The organism is Paenibacillus terreus (assembly GCF_042138595.1).
GTDB lineage: Bacteria > Bacillota > Bacilli > Paenibacillales > Paenibacillaceae > Paenibacillus > Paenibacillus terreus.
The window spans coordinates 1-17,570 of sequence record NZ_JBHIRX010000032.1 but is presented as its reverse complement, the minus strand read 5'-3'; the positions used below and the strand labels follow the sequence as shown (position 1 = coordinate 17,570).

At 50.0% G+C, this 17,570-nt stretch carries 17 protein-coding genes, 1 tRNA gene and 1 rRNA gene; 2 read left to right on the top strand and 17 right to left on the bottom strand.

Annotation, left to right across the window (positions count from 1 at the left end):
- Nucleotides 1-135 precede the first annotated feature (135 nt).
- Nucleotides 136-840: a 23S rRNA pseudouridine(2604) synthase RluF gene (rluF, locus tag ACE5KN_RS30565; RefSeq protein WP_375528847.1), complete on the bottom strand. Its 705-nt coding sequence runs from the start codon at nt 838-840 to the stop codon at nt 136-138.
- A gap of 6 nt (nt 841-846) precedes the next feature.
- Entirely contained in the window at nt 847-3,159 is a 2,313-nt protein-coding gene (locus tag ACE5KN_RS30560) for an ATP-binding protein (RefSeq protein ID WP_375533321.1), read from the bottom strand.
- A gap of 349 nt (nt 3,160-3,508) precedes the next feature.
- Here ACE5KN_RS30560 and tadA point away from each other — a divergent pair, with 349 nt between their 5' ends.
- Nucleotides 3,509-3,970 carry a tRNA adenosine(34) deaminase TadA gene (gene tadA / locus ACE5KN_RS30555; protein ID WP_375528849.1) on the top strand — a complete coding sequence of 154 codons (462 nt, stop codon included), beginning with the start codon at nt 3,509-3,511 and terminating at the stop codon, nt 3,968-3,970.
- Nucleotides 3,971-4,114: 144 nt separating this feature from the next.
- The gene (locus tag ACE5KN_RS30550) at nt 4,115-4,681 is read left to right on the top strand and encodes a GNAT family N-acetyltransferase (protein ID WP_375528850.1); all 567 of its coding nucleotides are present in this window, start codon (nt 4,115-4,117) and stop codon (nt 4,679-4,681) included.
- A 91-nt stretch (nt 4,682-4,772) separates the two neighbouring features.
- Here ACE5KN_RS30550 and ACE5KN_RS30545 read toward each other — a convergent pair whose 3' ends face one another.
- The 15 genes from ACE5KN_RS30545 to rrf form a co-directional block, all read right to left on the bottom strand.
- Nucleotides 4,773-5,849 carry a hypothetical protein gene (locus tag ACE5KN_RS30545; RefSeq protein ID WP_375528851.1) on the bottom strand — a complete coding sequence of 359 codons (1,077 nt, stop codon included), beginning with the start codon at nt 5,847-5,849 and terminating at the stop codon, nt 4,773-4,775.
- A 191-nt stretch (nt 5,850-6,040) separates the two neighbouring features.
- The gene (locus ACE5KN_RS30540; protein ID WP_375528852.1) at nt 6,041-6,193 is read right to left on the bottom strand and encodes a small acid-soluble spore protein P; all 153 of its coding nucleotides are present in this window, start codon (nt 6,191-6,193) and stop codon (nt 6,041-6,043) included.
- A 47-nt stretch (nt 6,194-6,240) separates the two neighbouring features.
- Complete coding sequence (locus ACE5KN_RS30535) at nt 6,241-6,417, bottom strand: hypothetical protein (RefSeq protein WP_375528853.1); 177 nt, start codon at nt 6,415-6,417, stop codon at nt 6,241-6,243.
- A 49-nt stretch (nt 6,418-6,466) separates the two neighbouring features.
- Complete coding sequence (locus tag ACE5KN_RS30530; RefSeq protein WP_375528854.1) at nt 6,467-6,808, bottom strand: hypothetical protein; 342 nt, start codon at nt 6,806-6,808, stop codon at nt 6,467-6,469.
- A 210-nt stretch (nt 6,809-7,018) separates the two neighbouring features.
- A tRNA-Ser gene (locus ACE5KN_RS30525) sits at nt 7,019-7,107 on the bottom strand.
- 85 nt (nt 7,108-7,192) lie between these two features.
- Nucleotides 7,193-8,476: a serine--tRNA ligase gene (gene serS / locus ACE5KN_RS30520; RefSeq protein WP_375528855.1), complete on the bottom strand. Its 1,284-nt coding sequence runs from the start codon at nt 8,474-8,476 to the stop codon at nt 7,193-7,195.
- Nucleotides 8,477-8,603: 127 nt separating this feature from the next.
- Nucleotides 8,604-9,185: a pyridoxal 5'-phosphate synthase glutaminase subunit PdxT gene (gene pdxT / locus ACE5KN_RS30515; RefSeq protein ID WP_375528856.1), complete on the bottom strand. Its 582-nt coding sequence runs from the start codon at nt 9,183-9,185 to the stop codon at nt 8,604-8,606.
- Between the two features lie 16 nt (nt 9,186-9,201).
- A complete protein-coding gene (gene pdxS / locus ACE5KN_RS30510; protein WP_375528857.1) occupies nt 9,202-10,083 on the bottom strand; it encodes a pyridoxal 5'-phosphate synthase lyase subunit PdxS in 882 nt (293 codons plus the stop codon).
- A gap of 134 nt (nt 10,084-10,217) precedes the next feature.
- The gene (locus ACE5KN_RS30505) at nt 10,218-11,591 is read right to left on the bottom strand and encodes a D-alanyl-D-alanine carboxypeptidase family protein (RefSeq protein WP_375528858.1); all 1,374 of its coding nucleotides are present in this window, start codon (nt 11,589-11,591) and stop codon (nt 10,218-10,220) included.
- A gap of 218 nt (nt 11,592-11,809) precedes the next feature.
- Nucleotides 11,810-13,267, bottom strand: coding sequence for an IMP dehydrogenase (guaB, locus tag ACE5KN_RS30500; RefSeq protein ID WP_375528859.1), 1,458 nt, complete (start codon nt 13,265-13,267; stop codon nt 11,810-11,812).
- 269 nt (nt 13,268-13,536) lie between these two features.
- A complete protein-coding gene (locus ACE5KN_RS30495; RefSeq protein ID WP_375528860.1) occupies nt 13,537-14,637 on the bottom strand; it encodes an ABC transporter substrate-binding protein in 1,101 nt (366 codons plus the stop codon).
- Nucleotides 14,638-14,714: 77 nt separating this feature from the next.
- Entirely contained in the window at nt 14,715-15,569 is an 855-nt protein-coding gene (locus ACE5KN_RS30490; RefSeq protein WP_375528861.1) for an ABC transporter permease, read from the bottom strand.
- Nucleotides 15,566-16,315 (bottom strand): ABC transporter ATP-binding protein, encoded by a 750-nt coding sequence (locus tag ACE5KN_RS30485; RefSeq protein WP_375528862.1) that lies wholly within the window; start codon nt 16,313-16,315, stop codon nt 15,566-15,568. The genes ACE5KN_RS30490 and ACE5KN_RS30485 overlap by 4 nt, the downstream gene beginning before the upstream one ends.
- A gap of 72 nt (nt 16,316-16,387) precedes the next feature.
- Nucleotides 16,388-17,059, bottom strand: coding sequence for a GntR family transcriptional regulator (locus tag ACE5KN_RS30480; RefSeq protein ID WP_375528863.1), 672 nt, complete (start codon nt 17,057-17,059; stop codon nt 16,388-16,390).
- A 437-nt stretch (nt 17,060-17,496) separates the two neighbouring features.
- Nucleotides 17,497-17,570: ribosomal RNA gene (gene rrf / locus ACE5KN_RS31155) — 5S ribosomal RNA — on the bottom strand; the annotation flags it as partial.

The following is a 17,570-nucleotide window of genomic DNA, read 5'->3' as shown; positions in this document are numbered from 1 at the left end:
TTGAAAGAACTCCAAAAAGAGTGTTATAAACAAAACGGTGAGCCTTGTGTAGACGTGACCCCGCGGTGTAATTCGTAAAACATCGCCATGACAAGATAGGCCGCTGACACGATGGTCAGCGGCCCTTTTCGCATTTTACACGAGTTTATAATTCAGCATCCGGCCCAGCTCTTCCTTCTCACGTTCCGTTAAATCCCGCCAGGCTCCCGTACGAAGCGTTCCCAGATGAATGTTCATGATGCGTATACGCTGCAGACGTCTTACTTCATATCCGAAAGCAGCACACATGCGCCGGATCTGCCTGTTCTTCCCTTCCGTCAGAATGATCCGGAACACTCTGTCGGATACGCGGGTAACTTCACAGGGCAAGGTACGCTGGCCCAGAATTTTGACACCGCTCGCCATTCCCTGCAGGAAGGATGGTGTTACAGGCCGATCCACTGTTACAATATACTCCTTCTCGTGCTTGCCCTCAGCTCGTAATATTTTGTTGACGATGTCACCGTCATTCGTAAGCAGGATCAGGCCTTCAGAATCCTTGTCCAAACGGCCTATGGGAAAGATACGCTCGGTATGACCGACAAAATCCACAATATTGCCCCGAATATGATGTTCCGTTGTACTGGTGATCCCTACGGGTTTGTTCAGCACGATATATACATGGCCTGTTGCCTTGCTGCCCAGAGGCTGCCCGTTAACACGGACATCGTCCCCTTCCTCGGCCTGGCTGCCCAATACAGCCACGATTCCGTTAATGGTGACCTTGCCGCTCTCCACCAGCTTATCCGCTTCACGCCGAGAGCAGTACCCCGTCTCGCTAATAAATTTATTGATACGCAACTGATTTTACACCCCGCTCTGTAATTCGCCCTCCGGCGCCCCGGCTGTTCCGGGATTCTCCGCATGAGCCGCCCAAGGCAGAAGAATGGTAACCGTCGTACCTTCTCCTTCTTTGCTTTCAATGTCCAGCAGCCCGTTATGGCTCTGAATAATCCGTTGGCTGACCATAAGTCCGAGTCCGGTGCCCGAAGCCTTCTTCGTGAAAAAAGGTTCTCCAAGCTTGGCCAGCACATCGGGAGACATCCCTGTTCCTTCATCCTTGATGACAATTTTAACGTTTTCCCCGGACAAGCACAATTCAATGAAAATGTGCCCCCCGCCCGGCATCGCTTCGATCGCGTTTTTGAGCAAATTGATAAACACCTGCTTCAGCTGGTTTTCCTCACAGAAGACCGGAACCGGCTGATCTGTTATCTGAGTCTCAAATTCAACCCCGTACAGATGAGCCTGACTGTCGAGCAGGGAAATGACATCTCTCAAAATAAACCGGATATCGGTTTTTTGGAACTGAACGGCCTGCGGCTTGGCCAGAATGAGAAACTCGCCGACAATCAGATTGATCCGGTTCAATTCCGAGAGCATGAGCTCGATATGCTTCGGGTTCAGCAATCCCGTCTGCTGCTGCAGCTGCAAAAATCCGCGCAGAGTCGTCAGCGGGTTGCGAATTTCATGTGCTACTCCGGCGGCAAGCTGGCCGACCGTGGTCAGCTTTTCCGACCGGCGCAGCAGCTCCTCCATCCGGTTCCGGCCCGTCATATCCCGGATTACGCTGATAAAGCCGTTGATTCCGTCCTCCTCATCATAAATAGGCGAGATGCTGATGCTCACCTCCACCCGACTGCCGTCCCGACGCAGGTGAATAGACTCTGTGGACGAAATGCTTTCTCCTTCCAGCAACCGCTGCCGCTGCTCTTCGTATTCCCCCTTGAGCTCTTCAGGGATTACATTCAGGCGCTTGCCGATTACGGACTGCTTGTCCCAACCGTATAAATCTTCAAAGGCCTTATTAACCCGGACAACAACGTCCTCCGTATCGGTAACGCAGATCGCATCTGCCGTTTGATTAATGACCGATTCCAGATGATCCTTGACAGCCCTGTTCTCCTCGTACATCTGCTTCAGCCACCGGGTATACAGGCTCAGATTATTTGCCATGACGTTAATCCGGCTACCCAGCTGTGCAAGCTCATCTTTCCCTTTCACATCAAGCCGTGTATCCAACTCGCCGGATGCCATCTCATTCACTTTTTCCAGTATGGACTGAATAGGCCTTGTAAAATAACCAGCTAACACATAAATGCCGCAGATGACCACAGCCAGCAGGACGACTGAAATGATGATGGAGCTGAATAACAGCTCTTGTATCAATGAGGAGATATTTTGGTAATCCAGCACAATACGAATTACATAGGGGTCGCGTCCCTCCGGATAAAAGGGCATGAAACTCTTAAGGACCCTCTTCTCCTGGACACGGCTGTCAAGCATGACACTGTCCCCTGTACGAATCGCTTTCTCGACGGCAGCGCTGTCTTCATTCCATTGATTCAACGTATAGGTACCGAACAGGATCGTGTCGGAGCTGCCAGGGCTGCCGGCTTTCCTGACGGCGGCGTCCACCTGGGCGGAGGAACTGAATGCGGCGGGAGCTATGCCTGTGATCTCCAAATAACGCGGATCGGTCTTTAGGATCTGCTGCAGCGTATCCTCAAGACTTGGCCCGGCTTCAAGCTGCTGTGCGGCTGAGTCACGGAAAGAGACTTTGATAATATAGTTCCTCTGGTGATCAGAGTACATGCCCCATTTTTCAAAATAAGCATAATGTTTAGCCGAATCGGTCGTCGGGGAGGACCAGAACGTGTCGGCTCCAGCTTCGGACTGTCCGGAAGCGTGGGCCTGACTTCCTGACAGAAGATCTTCGGCTGCTCTGGCCACTGTATCAGTAAGTAATTCTGCCTCTGCCTTCTGCCGGGGGTCGGAAGATTCTACTATCCTAAAGCCGCCTTCTTCCCGCACAATGATGGATATGTGGACAATATCCGTCATCCGGCTTGCTTGCTCCAGGTCCTCCCTCGTAATTGTTCTGTAATCCTTGTTTAATTGCAGAGCGGCCATTCTTGCGGCCATCAGCAGATTGTAATCCGCCTGCCTCCGTATTTTCTCTGAAATCGACCGGTTCCGTTCCACTGAACCTTCAATTTGCCTGGCTGCGAGCAGCATCTTTGACTGGCTGTCCCTTTGAAGGCTGTTACCTACCGTATAATAATTGAGTATCAAATTTAACAATAAAATGCCCAGGACAAAAACCGACATAATCATCATTAGTTTTTGTTTTATAGACAAACTATTCGTCACCTACTTAGAGGATTTTGGCGATTCCTGGCATGATTAATTCCATCATACCCCGCTGCCTGTCCTTTTGAAAAGAATAATCGTATCAACGAGGAGTCCTTAATTGCCAAATTGAATGCAGACAACGGTTGTTATTTTTATAGGGTTTCCCTACAATATAACTAGTCCACAATCTATCCACAAATACACAGAATTCTGCACATAATGTGCATAACTATGTGTATAACTATATGGTTATCCACAGACTTGTGCACATCATGTTAACAACGGAATACCTGTTCGCTGGATAATTCAATGATCGAAAGGAGTTTCATTCCCAGTGACAGACGAGCAGCATGAATATTGGATGAACCAGGCCATTTTGGAAGCGAATAAAGCGGACGCGATCGGTGAAGTCCCCATCGGGGCTGTCGTTGTAAAAAATGGTGAAATTATCGGCCGCGGCTACAATCTGCGGGAAACCACCAACGACGCAACGGCCCATGCCGAAATTATCGCCATCAAACAGGCGAGTGAAAGCCTCGGCGCATGGAGGCTGCTTGATTGCTGTCTATATGTAACACTTGAGCCCTGCCCCATGTGTGCGGGCGCCATTGTTCAATCCCGTATTCCAACGGTGATCTATGGAACCCCTGACCCCAAGGCCGGCTGTGCCGGAACATTGATGAATCTGCTGCAGGAGCCCCGTTTCAATCATCGTACGGAAGTCATTCAGGGGATTTTACAGCCGCAATGCGCGGCCATGCTGACGGATTTCTTCCGCAAGCTGCGCAGGAAATAAATAACCTGTAAGAAAAACTTCTATCGACGTGTTTTTCCCGGAAGCCTGACGCCTTTTAGCGGAAGTTTTTCTTGCGATGTAAGAAGGCTTCAGCTCCGCTGAAAACTTATACTTTCTTTAATCTTAAGAAAGAAGGAACTTACTATGTCTTTAAAGCTGTATAACCACTCGCAGGGTATTTTTCTTCGTCCCCTTCGCATGGAGGATGCTCCAACGCTGCTTGATCTTCGATGTGCCAACAAGGACTATCTCGCCCCTTTTGAGCCTTTGCGGGAGGAAAGCTTCTTTACACTGGCCGGCCAGCAGCAGTTCCTGATGCAGCGTATGCAAAGCGAAGAAAGCGGAAGCGGCTGCCAGTTCGGAATATTTACGATGGAGGATGACCGTCTGATCGGCACGATTGCTGTTTCCAACATTGTACGGGGAGTTGCTCAATATGCCGATGTCGGTTATATGATGGCACAGAGCGAGCAGGGGAAGGGGCATATGACCGCGGCGGTCAAACTGATCGTTCAGTATTCTTTCAAGGGGCTGGGTCTGCACCGCCTGCAGGCAGCTACTCTTCTGCACAATAAAGGCTCTCAACGGGTATTGGAGAAAGCAGGCTTTCAGGAGGAGGGCATCGCCCGTAAAATGCTTTGTATCAACGGGGAATGGCAGGACCACCGCAGGTTTGCGCTCCTTGCAGAGGACATTTTGCAGGAAAGCTGATCTGCGGCATATCTGAAAAAAACAAGGAACCACCCGGACTTCGTGAGCCCGGATGGTTCCTTGTTATGTTTTTACTGCCTATTCAATTACATTAATATCCGATTTTGGACATTTCCTGCTGCAGCTGATCCATTGTAATCACCTGATCGCCGGATGGAATCTCGTTGGCGAAGGTTTGCTTTTCGTTGATTTTGCTGTATTGGCTGCTGCCGGTCACAGAAAGCTTAACATTTTGTTTGGTGTCCGGATCATTAAAATCAACATTGGCATTCAGGCTTTGATACACAGGGAAATTATCCTTGTTGATCGCTGTGTTCACATCAAACTGATTTACCTTCAGATATTTTTTCGCTTCTTCCAGATCCTTGGTTACGTCGCCGCTGTTCGATGCCAGCTCGGATTTGAATTTATCGATTTCGGATTTCTCCACCTGCAGCATATCAGCATATTCTTCTTTGGACATAATATCCAGGACTTTAGGAAGCGCCTTGTTGATAAATGTCGTTGCAGCTTCCTGGAAGTTGTCATTGGTTACTTTGAATTGAACCACCTGTTTGGCATCTACACCTTCAGGCAGCCCTGCATTTTTCGGATCGACATCGACAAAATAGGAATCGGCATATTCAGCCAGAATCGCATTCATCACTTCATTGGAGAACTTCTGGGCTTTAGCCTGATCCATCATTCCCGCATTAAATTCGGTGCCGGATTCCTTGGCCAGTTCAGCCGGGTCGAGCTCCAGGAATTTACCCACAACCGTGTCCGGTATCGGATAGAACGGGATCTTTGGAACTTTCACATACATTTTATCCTTAGTTGCGATCATCGGAATGGTGAAGTCCATGGACATATCGCCCTTTAAATGAATGCCGAGTGTCAATTCTGTCTGCATTGGATCCTTCTGATATACACCATCCAGCGTAATTTCCGCATTTTTCAGCAGATTGGCAGCTGTTTCAAAGTCCGGATCGCTTTGTCCGTCAGAGGATGCCATAGACAGGTCATTAATTGTAAATTTGCTGGTCATTGCGTAAGACGTCATTGTTGTTGCCTGTGTTGCGGCTGCTGTTGCCGCTTCCTTCGGTGCCATCTTCTTGCTGCAGCCCACGAGCGCGACCGCCAGTACAAGAATCATGGTCAGCGTCAAGGCTGCAATTCTTTTACTCATTACTCTTTCTCTCCCCTCGTTGTTTAACCCCGATGCACATTAAAGATAAAGAATGCACACATCTTACATGATAACGTAAGTTGTATGTTTTTGAAACACTTTTTGGTAAATTTATCGAATAAACGGATACAAAAAAACGCCTTAGTCTATGACTAAGACGCTGATTACATATGGCTCCGCCTTCGGATAACCTAGGACCCCTCCGGATTATGGTGGTCGACATGATTGCGGTTTTTGACTTTTTTAGACCCGGACAACGGCTCCTGCATGCCCCGGTCATGATCCCGGTCGCGATGCTGAGTTTCCTGTGCTTCAGGTACCGGTATGCTTTTCGGCTTGCTCATGATTCCCGCCTCCTTTGCCTCATTCTGGTGCCTGGGTTTGACCTTGCTCACATATGGGTCGGGTTCATATCTTCTGTTGCATCATGGTTCAGAGCATCCTGGTGCCGGCGGTCATTCCGGTCCTGCTCAAGCTGCTGAGCGTTATGGCTGTTAACGGGACGCTTATCCAGGCTTTCAACAACATTGGATAAATTTTTATCCAGTCCCTTTTTCGATCTGCTCACTAAAATCACCCCTGTCAGAAATAGCTTGAATATCCCGGTCAGGCTCCAGTCATGCGTGTGTCAGCTGCTGCAGCGCCTGGGCGCATTGATGGATATGCCTTGTGTAGTCGTCGGCCAGCTGCTGTATGATGTCCGAGCGTTCATCCACGGTACGCCCCTCGCTTTCCACATCCACCAGGCTGACCTTTACTTCCCGGGAGTCTACATAGGCACAGGCAAAATCAAAAGAGTACATCTGTCTTCCTTCCACTTCAATGTGAATACGCAGTGCTTTGGGGTCGGCTTCATCTGCGGACACCCACGCTTTATCACCGGGGCCGATCAAGGTCGGCAGCCGCTCCTGCCATGCCTCCACCAGCTGCTGCTGGTCTATTTGCAGCTCTCTGTTCATTTGCAACACCTCCTCCGCATTGTTAACGTGCGGCAAAAGAACATCAATTATGCATGAAGCGGTCCTGAAAGCATAAGAAAATCGTCTATCGACGTAATACAAAGAAGCCAGTGCGCATTTAGCGGTAATTTTACATCTTCAACAAATGCAAAAAAGCTACCCGCAGCTGCCACAGCAGACGGATAGCTTATGTATTGTTCGTATAATAAATGGCGGAGAGGATGGGATTCGAACCCATGTGGAGTTGCCCCCTAACGGTTTTCAAGACCGCCCCGTTATGACCGCTTCGGTACCTCTCCATGTGGTAAATTTGCATCACGCCTTAAAACTTTAAAGGAAGCGCAACACAATTGATTTTACCACAAATCCAAAATTAAATCAATGCTATGCTTTGCGGGTAATTTTCTCAATCCCGCCCATATACGGCTGAAGCACTTCAGGAATACGAACACTGCCGTCTTCTTCCTGATAATTTTCCAAGATTGCCGCTACTGTACGTCCAACGGCAAGGCCAGAACCATTCAGTGTGTGCAGAAACTCCGGCTTGGCCTTCGGTTCCGGACGGAAACGGATATTGGCACGGCGAGCCTGGAAGTCCTCGCAGTTGGAGCAGGAGGAAATTTCACGGTACATTCCGCTTTCAGGCAGCCACACTTCAAGATCATAGGTCTTGGCCGACGTAAAGCCCATATCGCCCGTGCAGAGCGCCAGCACACGGTATGGCAAGCCCAGCAGCTGCAGCACGCGTTCAGCGTTCTGCGTCATTTTCTCCAGCTCTTCGTAGGAGGTGTCAGGGTGCACCAGCTTCAGCATTTCCACTTTGTTGAATTGATGCTGGCGAATCAGCCCGCGTGTATCCCGTCCTGCGGCACCCGCTTCCGAACGGAAGCATGAGCTGTAAGCAACGTAATGTTTTGGAAGCTCCTCAACAGGCAAGATTTCTTCCCGGTGATAGTTGGTTACCGGAACTTCCGCGGTAGGAATCAGATAGTATTCGGTATCACGCAGTTTGAAGAGATCCTCTTCAAACTTCGGGAGCTGTCCTGTACCGTATAGGCTGTCTCTGTTCACAATATACGGAGGCAGCATTTCTTCATACCCGTGTTCGTTGCTGTGCAAATCCATCATAAAGTTGATCAGCGCCCGCTCCAGACGGGCTCCCAGACCTTTGTAAAAGGTGAAACGCGACCCGGTAACCTTGGCACCAGCCTCAAAATCAAGAATTCCGAGATTCTGGGCGATGTCCCAATGAGCTTTGGGCTCGAAGGAAAACGATCTTGGCTCAGACCATCTGCGGATCTCCACGTTATCCTCTTCAGAAGTCCCGACAGGGACGTCTTTATGCGGGATGTTAGGGATGGACAGCACCAACTCATCGATCTGCTCTTCCAGCTCGCGCACCTGCTCGTCCAGTTCCTTAATCCGGTCCGATACCTGGCGCATCTCCACAATGAGATCGTCCGCATTCTCTTTGTTCTTTTTCAGCCTTGCCACTTCAGCGGATACGGTATTGCGGCGGTTTTTCAAGGTTTCGCTTTCCTGCAGCAGCTCCCGCCGGCGGGTATCCAGCACCGGAAATTCGCTGATGGATTCCTGATCCTTGCCCCGGTTGCGCAGCGCCTCTTGTACTCGTTCAAAATCATTACGAAGTATTTTAACGTCCAACACGACATTCCCTCCTACACAAAAACCTTGACCTCTGCTCGAAAAATAACGATCCGTTCATGCTGCCTCGGCCGCTTGGCCGTCATTCGTTATTCCCTGCACGAGGGTCAAGGTCGATTCGATTACAGATTTATTTACTGCCTGAATTTTCACGAACCATGTCAGCAAAATATTGATGAAGCCGGTAATCATCCGTCAGCTCGGGATGGAAAGAGGAAGCCAGCAGATGCCCTTCCCGTGCCGTCACGATTTCACCGTTGTATTTTGCCAGAACATCCACACTCGGGCCAATCTGCTGAATCAGCGGAGCGCGAATGAATACAGCCCGTACGGGCTCTTCGATTCCTGCAATGTTCAGATCCGCCTCGAAGCTCTCCCGCTGCCGGCCAAATGCATTCCGGTTGACCGTCATATCCATCAGAGCGAGATGAGCCTCCTCCTGTCCGGCGATTTCCTTGGCCAGTACGATCAAGCCCGCACAGGTTCCAAAAATCGGCTTCTTCTCCTCTGAGAATTTGCGGATCGCATCAATAAAACCATACTTGCGCATCAGCTTGCCAATCGTTGTACTTTCTCCGCCCGGGATAATAAGTCCGTCAATCTCATCCAGCTGTTCTGTGCGTTTGACGGCAATCCCCTCGGCACCTGCCAAACCGATGCTTCTGATATGCTCTGCAACGGCGCCCTGCAGCGCCAGTACTCCGATTTTCATAGATTACCCTTCTCTCTTACCAACCGCGGTCCTGCATACGATCCTGCGCAGCCAGCTTGGAAATCTCGATGCCTTTCATCGGAGTGCCCAGGTTTTTCGATACTTCAGCAATCAATTTGTAGTCTGTATAATGCGTTGTAGCTTCTACAATGGCACGGGCAAACTTCTCGGGGCTGTCCGATTTGAAAATCCCCGAGCCTACAAATACGCCGTCTGCTCCCAGATGCATCATCAAAGCGGCATCTGCAGGAGTTGCTACACCGCCAGCTGCAAAGTTAACCACCGGAAGCTTGCCGTTCTCATGAACTTCAAGCAGCAGGTCATAAGGCACACCCAGGTTTTTGGCTTCGGCATACAGCTCGTCCTTGGACATGTTCTGTACTTTGCGGATTTGGCTGTTAATGAGGCGCATATGGCGCACGGCTTCAACAATGTTGCCTGTTCCCGGCTCGCCCTTCGTCCGGATCATGGAAGCCCCTTCACCGATACGGCGCAGCGCTTCACCCAGGTCTTTGGCACCACATACGAATGGAACGGTAAAATCCCGCTTGTCGATATGAAACACTTCATCTGCCGGAGTGAGCACTTCACTCTCGTCAAGATAATCGACGCCCAGCGATTCCAGGACTTTGGCTTCAACATAGTGGCCAATACGGGCTTTTGCCATCACGGGAATCGTTACAACCTTCATAACCTCTTCCACGATCGTCGGGTCAGCCATACGGGCTACCCCACCGGCCGCGCGAATATCGGAAGGAACCCGCTCCAGCGCCATAACGGCGGTTGCTCCAGCCGCTTCGGCGATCTTAGCCTGCTCGGCGTTCATGACGTCCATGATGACGCCGCCTTTTTGCATTTCTGCCATACCCCTTTTTACACGCGATGTTCCCGTTTCCATCTCTTATTGGCCTCCTGTTGTATATGGTTTAATCTGTTGATCCGATCGCTTATGAAAATTTCAAAAAATTCAGATTCTAACTCGATATTTTACCCTACGGTACCCAAATACTCAATATCCGGCAGCCAGTTAGATTAGAACAGATTCTTGATGCTGCCGAACAGATCTGCGAAGAAGCCTCCGATCGCCCGGAAGAACATCTTGAACCAGCCTGCTTCCTCCACGTTCGTTGAAGTGATCAGGTCAACAGTTTTTGTCTGCGGTTTGTCCATCCCATCCGCCTTGTAGGTATAGGTTACAGTTCCCACTTTCTCTCCCTGCTTAAGCGGAGCTACCAATTCGGCAGCTGGTGTTACATTTGTCGTATGAGTAATCTTTGCATTGGTCGCATTCTTCGGAACTACAAAAGTAACAGCGTCCTTGGTGACCACCGGTACTTCGGTTTCTTTGCCCTTGGTTACAGGTACCGTCTTCAGATCGTCGAGCTCAGCCTTGGGAGCCACAACCTGCTGCAGCTTGAAATTGTTAAAGCCGTAATCCAGTACCTTACGGGTTTCTGTAAAACGTGCAGGCTCATTATCCGCACCCATAACCACACTGATCAACGTCATACCATCACGGACTGCCGTACCAGCGAAGCAATATTTTGCAGCAGAGGTATGACCTGTTTTCATCCCGTTCAGGCCTTCATAAGCATAAGCCTTGAAGTTGGTGATATTCTTATTGGCTTCCAGCATCCAGTTCCAGTTGACAATCGGATCTTTGTCCGTAGGGCGGAACTTGTAATTTTGCAGTGTAGTAAATTGGGTATAATCCGGATGATCACGCACTATATATCCAGCCAGTGTAGCGACATCTCTTGCGGTCATTACGGTTTCACGATCCGTATCCGGCCGGTACTTCGCCGGCATGTCTGCCTTGTCCAGTCCGGTTGAATTGATGAAATAGGAATCCTTCATTCCCATACGCTGGGCCGTTTCATTCATCATTTGCACAAAATTTTGTTCAGAACCGGCCACATATTCCGCCAGGGCTACGGTAGCATCGTTGGCAGAGCCAACAGCCATGGCTATATAAAGATCTTTTACCGTATGCTTGTCACCTTGAGCCAAAAAAATACGCGAGCCGACGCTTTTCGCCGCATTTTCCCCGACTGGCACCACATCGTCCCACTTGATTTTGCCCTGTTTGACCTCTTCAGCGACAATATACTCTGTCATCATCTTCGTCATGCTAGCAGGCGGCAGCGCCTCATCCGGGTTCATGGACAGCAGCACTTGTCCTGTAGTTGGTTCTATTAATATAGCTGACTTTAAAGCCAGGTCAGGAGTTTTGATTCCGGCAGTACCAACAATCTCCGTTTTGGCTTCGGCAGCAGAGGTAATCACCGTAGGATCCAGTGAGCTTACGGCTGGCAAAGCGGTCATATACATCATATTGAACAGCACGACAGCAGCAATACTCTTCTTCAGCAAGCTTTTCTTATTCCATTTACCTGACTTTTTCAACGTTAAATAAACTCCTCTCTTACTCAACCCAACCCACTGTAGTTATATGTGAAGGTTGTCTGGGCCTGTGGCCGGGTTTGCCTGGCTGCTCAAGGGTTCTTGTCCATCTGAAATTCCCCATAAAGCAATCACTTATCTATTCTATCACACGCTATGGCGCAAAAAAAGACAGGCCGCGCTAATTCGCCCAGCCTGCCTTCTCTAGCAATTTCTGTATATTACAACGAGTAGTTTGGCGCTTCCTTCGTGATTTGCACATCATGCGGATGGCTTTCGCGTAACCCTGCACCAGTGATACGGATGAACTGCGTATCGTTGCGAAGGTGTTCAATCGTCTGGGTACCGCAGTACCCCATGCCGGAGCGAAGTCCGCCGATCAGCTGATGAACTGTATCGGACAATGGGCCTTTATAGGCAACGCGTCCTTCGATGCCTTCAGGCACCAGCTTTTTGGCGTCATCCTGGAAGTAGCGGTCCATGCTGCCCTGCTTCATCGCCGCCATGGAACCCATACCGCGGTATACCTTGAAACGGCGTCCCTGATAGATTTCGGATTCACCCGGGCTTTCTTCCGTTCCGGCAAACAGGCTGCCCAGCATCACTGCAGAAGCTCCAGCCGCCAAAGCCTTGGTGATCTCGCCGGAGTACTTGATGCCGCCGTCAGCGATAATCGGCACACCGTACTCACGAGCCACAGTTGCACAATCATAAATAGCTGTGATCTGCGGAACCCCGATCCCCGCAACGACGCGAGTTGTACAAATAGATCCGGGACCGATGCCGACCTTAACGACCGATGCGCCAGCTTCGATCAAGTGGCGGGTTGCATCTCCAGTTGCCACATTACCCGCAACAATGGTCAGCTCCGGATAGCTTGCCCGCAGCTTGCGGACAGCATCAAAGATGTTAATGTGATGACCGTGCGCCGAGTCTACGACAATCACGTCCACTCCGGCCTGAACCAACGCTTCCGTCCGAACAAACGTATCGGAGGAAATACCGACAGCCGCTCCCACCAGCAGACGGCCATGTGCGTCCTTGGCTGCATTCGGGAACTGAATCGCTTTTTCGATATCCTTGATCGTGATCAAGCCTTTAAGATTATTGTCTTCATCCACCAGTGGAAGCTTCTCGATCTTATGCTTCTGCAAAATGATTTCTGCTTCCTGGAGCGTAGTTCCCACCGGTGCGGTAACGAGATTTTCACAGGTCATGACTTCACTGATTTTAATATTGTAGTCATGAATGAAACGAAGGTCTCTGTTGGTCAATATGCCAACCAGCTTGTTATCCTCATTGACAATCGGCACGCCGGAAATCCGGAATTTCCCCATAACCTGCTCTGCATCCGATACCAGATGATCCGGAGTCAGCGAAAACGGATTGGTAATAACACCGCTCTCGGAACGTTTAACACGATCAACTTCCTCGGCCTGCTTCTCTACACTCATGTTCTTATGAATAATTCCGATGCCGCCTTCTCTTGCCATGGCAATGGCCATAGGCGCTTCCGTAACGGTATCCATACCGGCGCTGATCAGGGGGATATTGAGTTTCACTGCGTCACTTAACCTCGTGGATGTGTCCACCTCTTTCGGCAGAACTTCGGATTTACGGGGCACCAACAGGACGTCATCAAAGGTTAAGCCTTCCTTGCCAAACTTATCTTCCCACACCAGGGTTGTCCTCCTTAGAATATGTTTAAGCACGCCACGAATGTCTATCCATGACGGACAAAGTAACGTTTTCTGAAAATATATTAATTGCAATCTTAGCAAAGCAGTATAGGGGTGTCAAGCATTATAACCATCATGTTCTTAAGGTATATTTCCCATTGAACACATCTGTATGCGACCGATGGACATATGACAAAAAATAACCGGACCCCGGCATAAAATCCCGGGATCCGGCCCATATTTTCTCTTTCGTAACGCGTGCCTCTGCCTTATGGAACAAGGCTCGGTTCGACTTCCTTCAGCAGGCTCAAATCGATATACGATGATGTTTCGGGGACAGATGTAATATTTCCAGTCGACTTCAGGTAGTCCATAACCCCCTGACCGTTGCTGACATTCAGGAACGTATCGTCAGCAGTCATGCCGTAAACATTGCGACTCATGATGTCCGTCAGCTCCGCTTCCGTCAAATGCAGCTCCGGCGCAAGCAATTTGATCGCGTCCTCGCGATTATTGTTAATGTAATCTGTCGCTTTATTCAACGCACGGAGAACAGCTTTAATCGTATTGGGATTTTCCTGCAAATATGCATCAGTCACTTGGATGGTCGTATGGACGCTCATCCAGTTGACGTCTCCCTTCTTCTCCGGCAGCTCCGACTTCGTTCCGCTGAACAGGAAGTGGCCCCCGGCATTGATTGCTTTTGTAATGAACGGCTCCCATGCCGCCATCGCATCGATGTCTCCTTTCTCCAAAGCAACCACTGCGTCGCTCGGTGCCAGATTAACGTACTTGATCTTGGAGGCGTCCACGCCAAGCTCCTTTGCCATATTGTCGATGGCGATCTTGACATCCGCTCCGCTTGGGATGCCGATCGTCTTGCCTTCCAGATCCTTCGCGCTGTTCAACACAAGATCCTTCCCGCCGACAACTGCTTGCGTACCGGCGATTTGTGCAAGTGGTGCAACGATCTTTACGCCAATACCATTCGATTTCAGAATGATATCCATGAAATTCGTTTGAATGCTGATCGGTGCGCTGCCGCCGGAAACCATGGGGCCGATGTCCGGGCCACTTTCGATCAATTGACTGGTAACATCCAGCCCTTCTTCTTTGAAATAGCCGAGCTTGTCGGCAATAATTTGCTGGGATGAAATTTGGGCGTCCCTCACACCAACGAGTGTAAGCTTAGTCGTCTCCAGCCCACCGCCTTCCGCAGGCGCCGAAGCTGCCGGCGCGGATGATGGAGTTTCGGGCGACGAGGGCGCCTGAGATGAAGAACCGATGCCGCCGCAAGCGGACACCATAACCGTCAAAACAAGGGATGTTATTAGTGTAAGACCGAATTTACCTTTTCTGTTCTTTATCATTTCCTCCACCCTCTATCTTCGTATTGATACTGCTATCCTGTCCGGCCCAAACGGCCAACTGCGAAAATGTTGCCCGGCTATTTTCCCAAAGCGTCCCGAATCCCTCCCTTTCTCCAGGACATGACCCTCTTCTCTACCAGCTTCAGCAATTGGGAGAACAAACTGTACTCCAGTCCGATAAGTACGATGGCCACAAACATGTTCGATATTTTAAAATAATTGCGGGCATCCACGATAATATAGCCGAGCCCGGAGCTCGCTCCCATCATTTCCGATACAATCAATGCGGAGAAGGCGAGCCCCAGCCCCACCTGTGAGCCAACCAATATATTCGGAATGGCCGAAGGTAAAATCACCCTGGCAAAAATTTGGCGCTGTGATGCCCCCAGGCTGGTGGCCGAGCGGATAAGCAGCGGATTGACGGATTTCAAGCCGTCCAATGTATAAGCGAGCATGGGAACAAACGTCGTCCATGCAATAAGCAGCACCTTAGGAAACTCCCCGATACCGAACCAAATAATAAACAGCGGCAGCAGCGCCAAAGCCGGGATCGGCCCGGTAAGATTAAGTAGAGGGGATATCCAGAACTCAACATGGCGGAAACGGCTCATCACCATGGCAATGGCAATGGCGGATACGGTGCCCAGGGTGAATCCTTGCAAAATGCGCACGGTACTGGACCAGAGGCTGGCGCTGATCATCCCCGTCTCGGCTAACATCCAGGCGTTGCGGATGATTTCAGTTGGCGGCGGGAAAAAGAGCGGGTTGAACCATTGAACGGCCATGTTAAACCGGGAAAACAGCTCCCACACCAGAAAGATGGCGACATATGGGATCGCCCCCTTCCACCTGAACGGTGTCCTGGCGGTTCGAATGACCAGCTTTCCAGAAGGCTGTGCAGAAGGGATAGCCGCCGTCTTAATCCGGCTCATAAGCTCGCCTCCTTAACCATTTCCTCGTCCATCAGCACCGCTTCGATTTCTGTCATGAGCTGTCCGAAGCGGCTGTCGTGGAATGTACGCGGATGATGCATTTCAATTTCCATTACGGATGCAATCTTTCCATGCTTCATCACTACTACACGGTCCCCGAGAGAAATCGCTTCACTGATGCTGTGTGTGACGAACAGCACGGTCGGCTTCACTTCCCGGCAAATGCGAAGCAGCTCTCGCTGCATCACGTCACGGGTCAGAATGTCGAGCGCACCGAACGGCTCATCCATCAGCAGCATATCCGGACCGGCGGCCAGTGCTCTGGCGATGCCGACCCGCTGCTTCATACCCCCGGACAGCTCATGCGGATAATGCTTGGCGTAATCGGACAAACCCACCAGCTCCAAAAAATGAGCAGCCTTGCTGCGGGCCTCCTTTTTCCCTGTCCCCTGTACCTCCGGCCCGAACGCGATATTATCCAAAACGTTGAACCACGGAAAAAGAGCATGCTCCTGGAACACGACCCCCCGCTGCTTCGACGGACCTTTGATCAGCTGGCCATCCACCGTAATCGTGCCGCTGTCCGGGGCAATGAAACCAGCCACCATATTCAGCAGGGTCGACTTCCCGCAGCCGCTGTGGCCTAAAATACATACAAGCTCATGCGGCTTTATAGTCAAATGAATTTGGTCCAGTACAGTACGGCCGTTAAAGCTTTTATTCACCCCATCGATGATCAATTGCATGCTCCACAACCTCCTTGAAATCGCATCCTGCATCACATCCAAGATTGTATACAATCTCCCGCTAAAAAAATTTCAGACCGGTTTCGGTTTGAATATGTCGGCTAACGTGCCCGGCGTCTCCCATAGTCCCCCATAATCGAGCACATCCTCGACCTCCTGCAGATGAAGAGTCATCAATTCTGCCGCTAATTGCCCATCCCCACGTTCGATCGCACTTAAAATCTGTTTATGATGATCGCAGTGGGTAGGCTTTTTTCCACCGTAAAACGCGATAATGACGTAAGATAACGAAATGAGCTCCTCCAAATACTTGCTGTAATAAGAGTTGCCCGTCATCTGTGCAATCCTGAGGTGGAAGTCACCCGAAATCCGCAGTGCGCCGAACAGATCACCCCGGACGTTAGCCTCCAATTCCTCTTCTAGCATCCGTGTAAGGTGCTGGCGTTCCACTTCGTCCAGTTTGCCACATATCTGCCTGATCGCTGCCGCCTCGAGTACCCTCCGCATTTCAAACACTTCCTTGGATTCAATTACTGTTGGGCACCAGACGAAAGTTCCTTTATACGGGACGACAGACACAAGCTTCTCCGCAGCCAGCCGGCGAAATACATTGCGTACGGGCGTACGGCTGACACCGAACGATTCGGCGATATCTTCCTCGACGAGCTGCATGTTGGGGCGAAGTCTCTGACCGATAATAGCATCTTTGACAGCGGTGTAAATTTCCGATTCCGAGGCCGGCATTGACCGTTCCCTCCCTTTGCTGCATGCCTTCGTTGAATTGATGGTAAACGATCACCTTGATTAATGTAAACATTCATTACGCAAAACATGGATTTTTCGGCATACAACATAAATAGAATGATGCAAAACTGTCTTTTGCAACAAAATATATGCCATAACAAATGATTTATATAACATAAACATGACATAAAATTAGACTTCTCAATTCATGAATTACTTGCTTCCTTCTCTTTACCGCAAACAAAAAATCCCTTGACGGTGAAACATCAAGGGATACGAAAATCTATTACTGAGCTACCAAGTATTATGAATAAAGGCGAGAGATCATCAAACGAGTGGCATTGCCCTGATGAGAATGACTTGGCCGGATTTAAATAAAAAAATAACCAGTCACCGATTTGTTTTCGATGACTGGTTATTAATCATGCAAGGTTTTTGCCTGGCAACGTCCTACTCTCCCAGGACCCTTCGGTCCAAGTACCATCGGCGCTGGAGGGCTTAACGGTCGTGT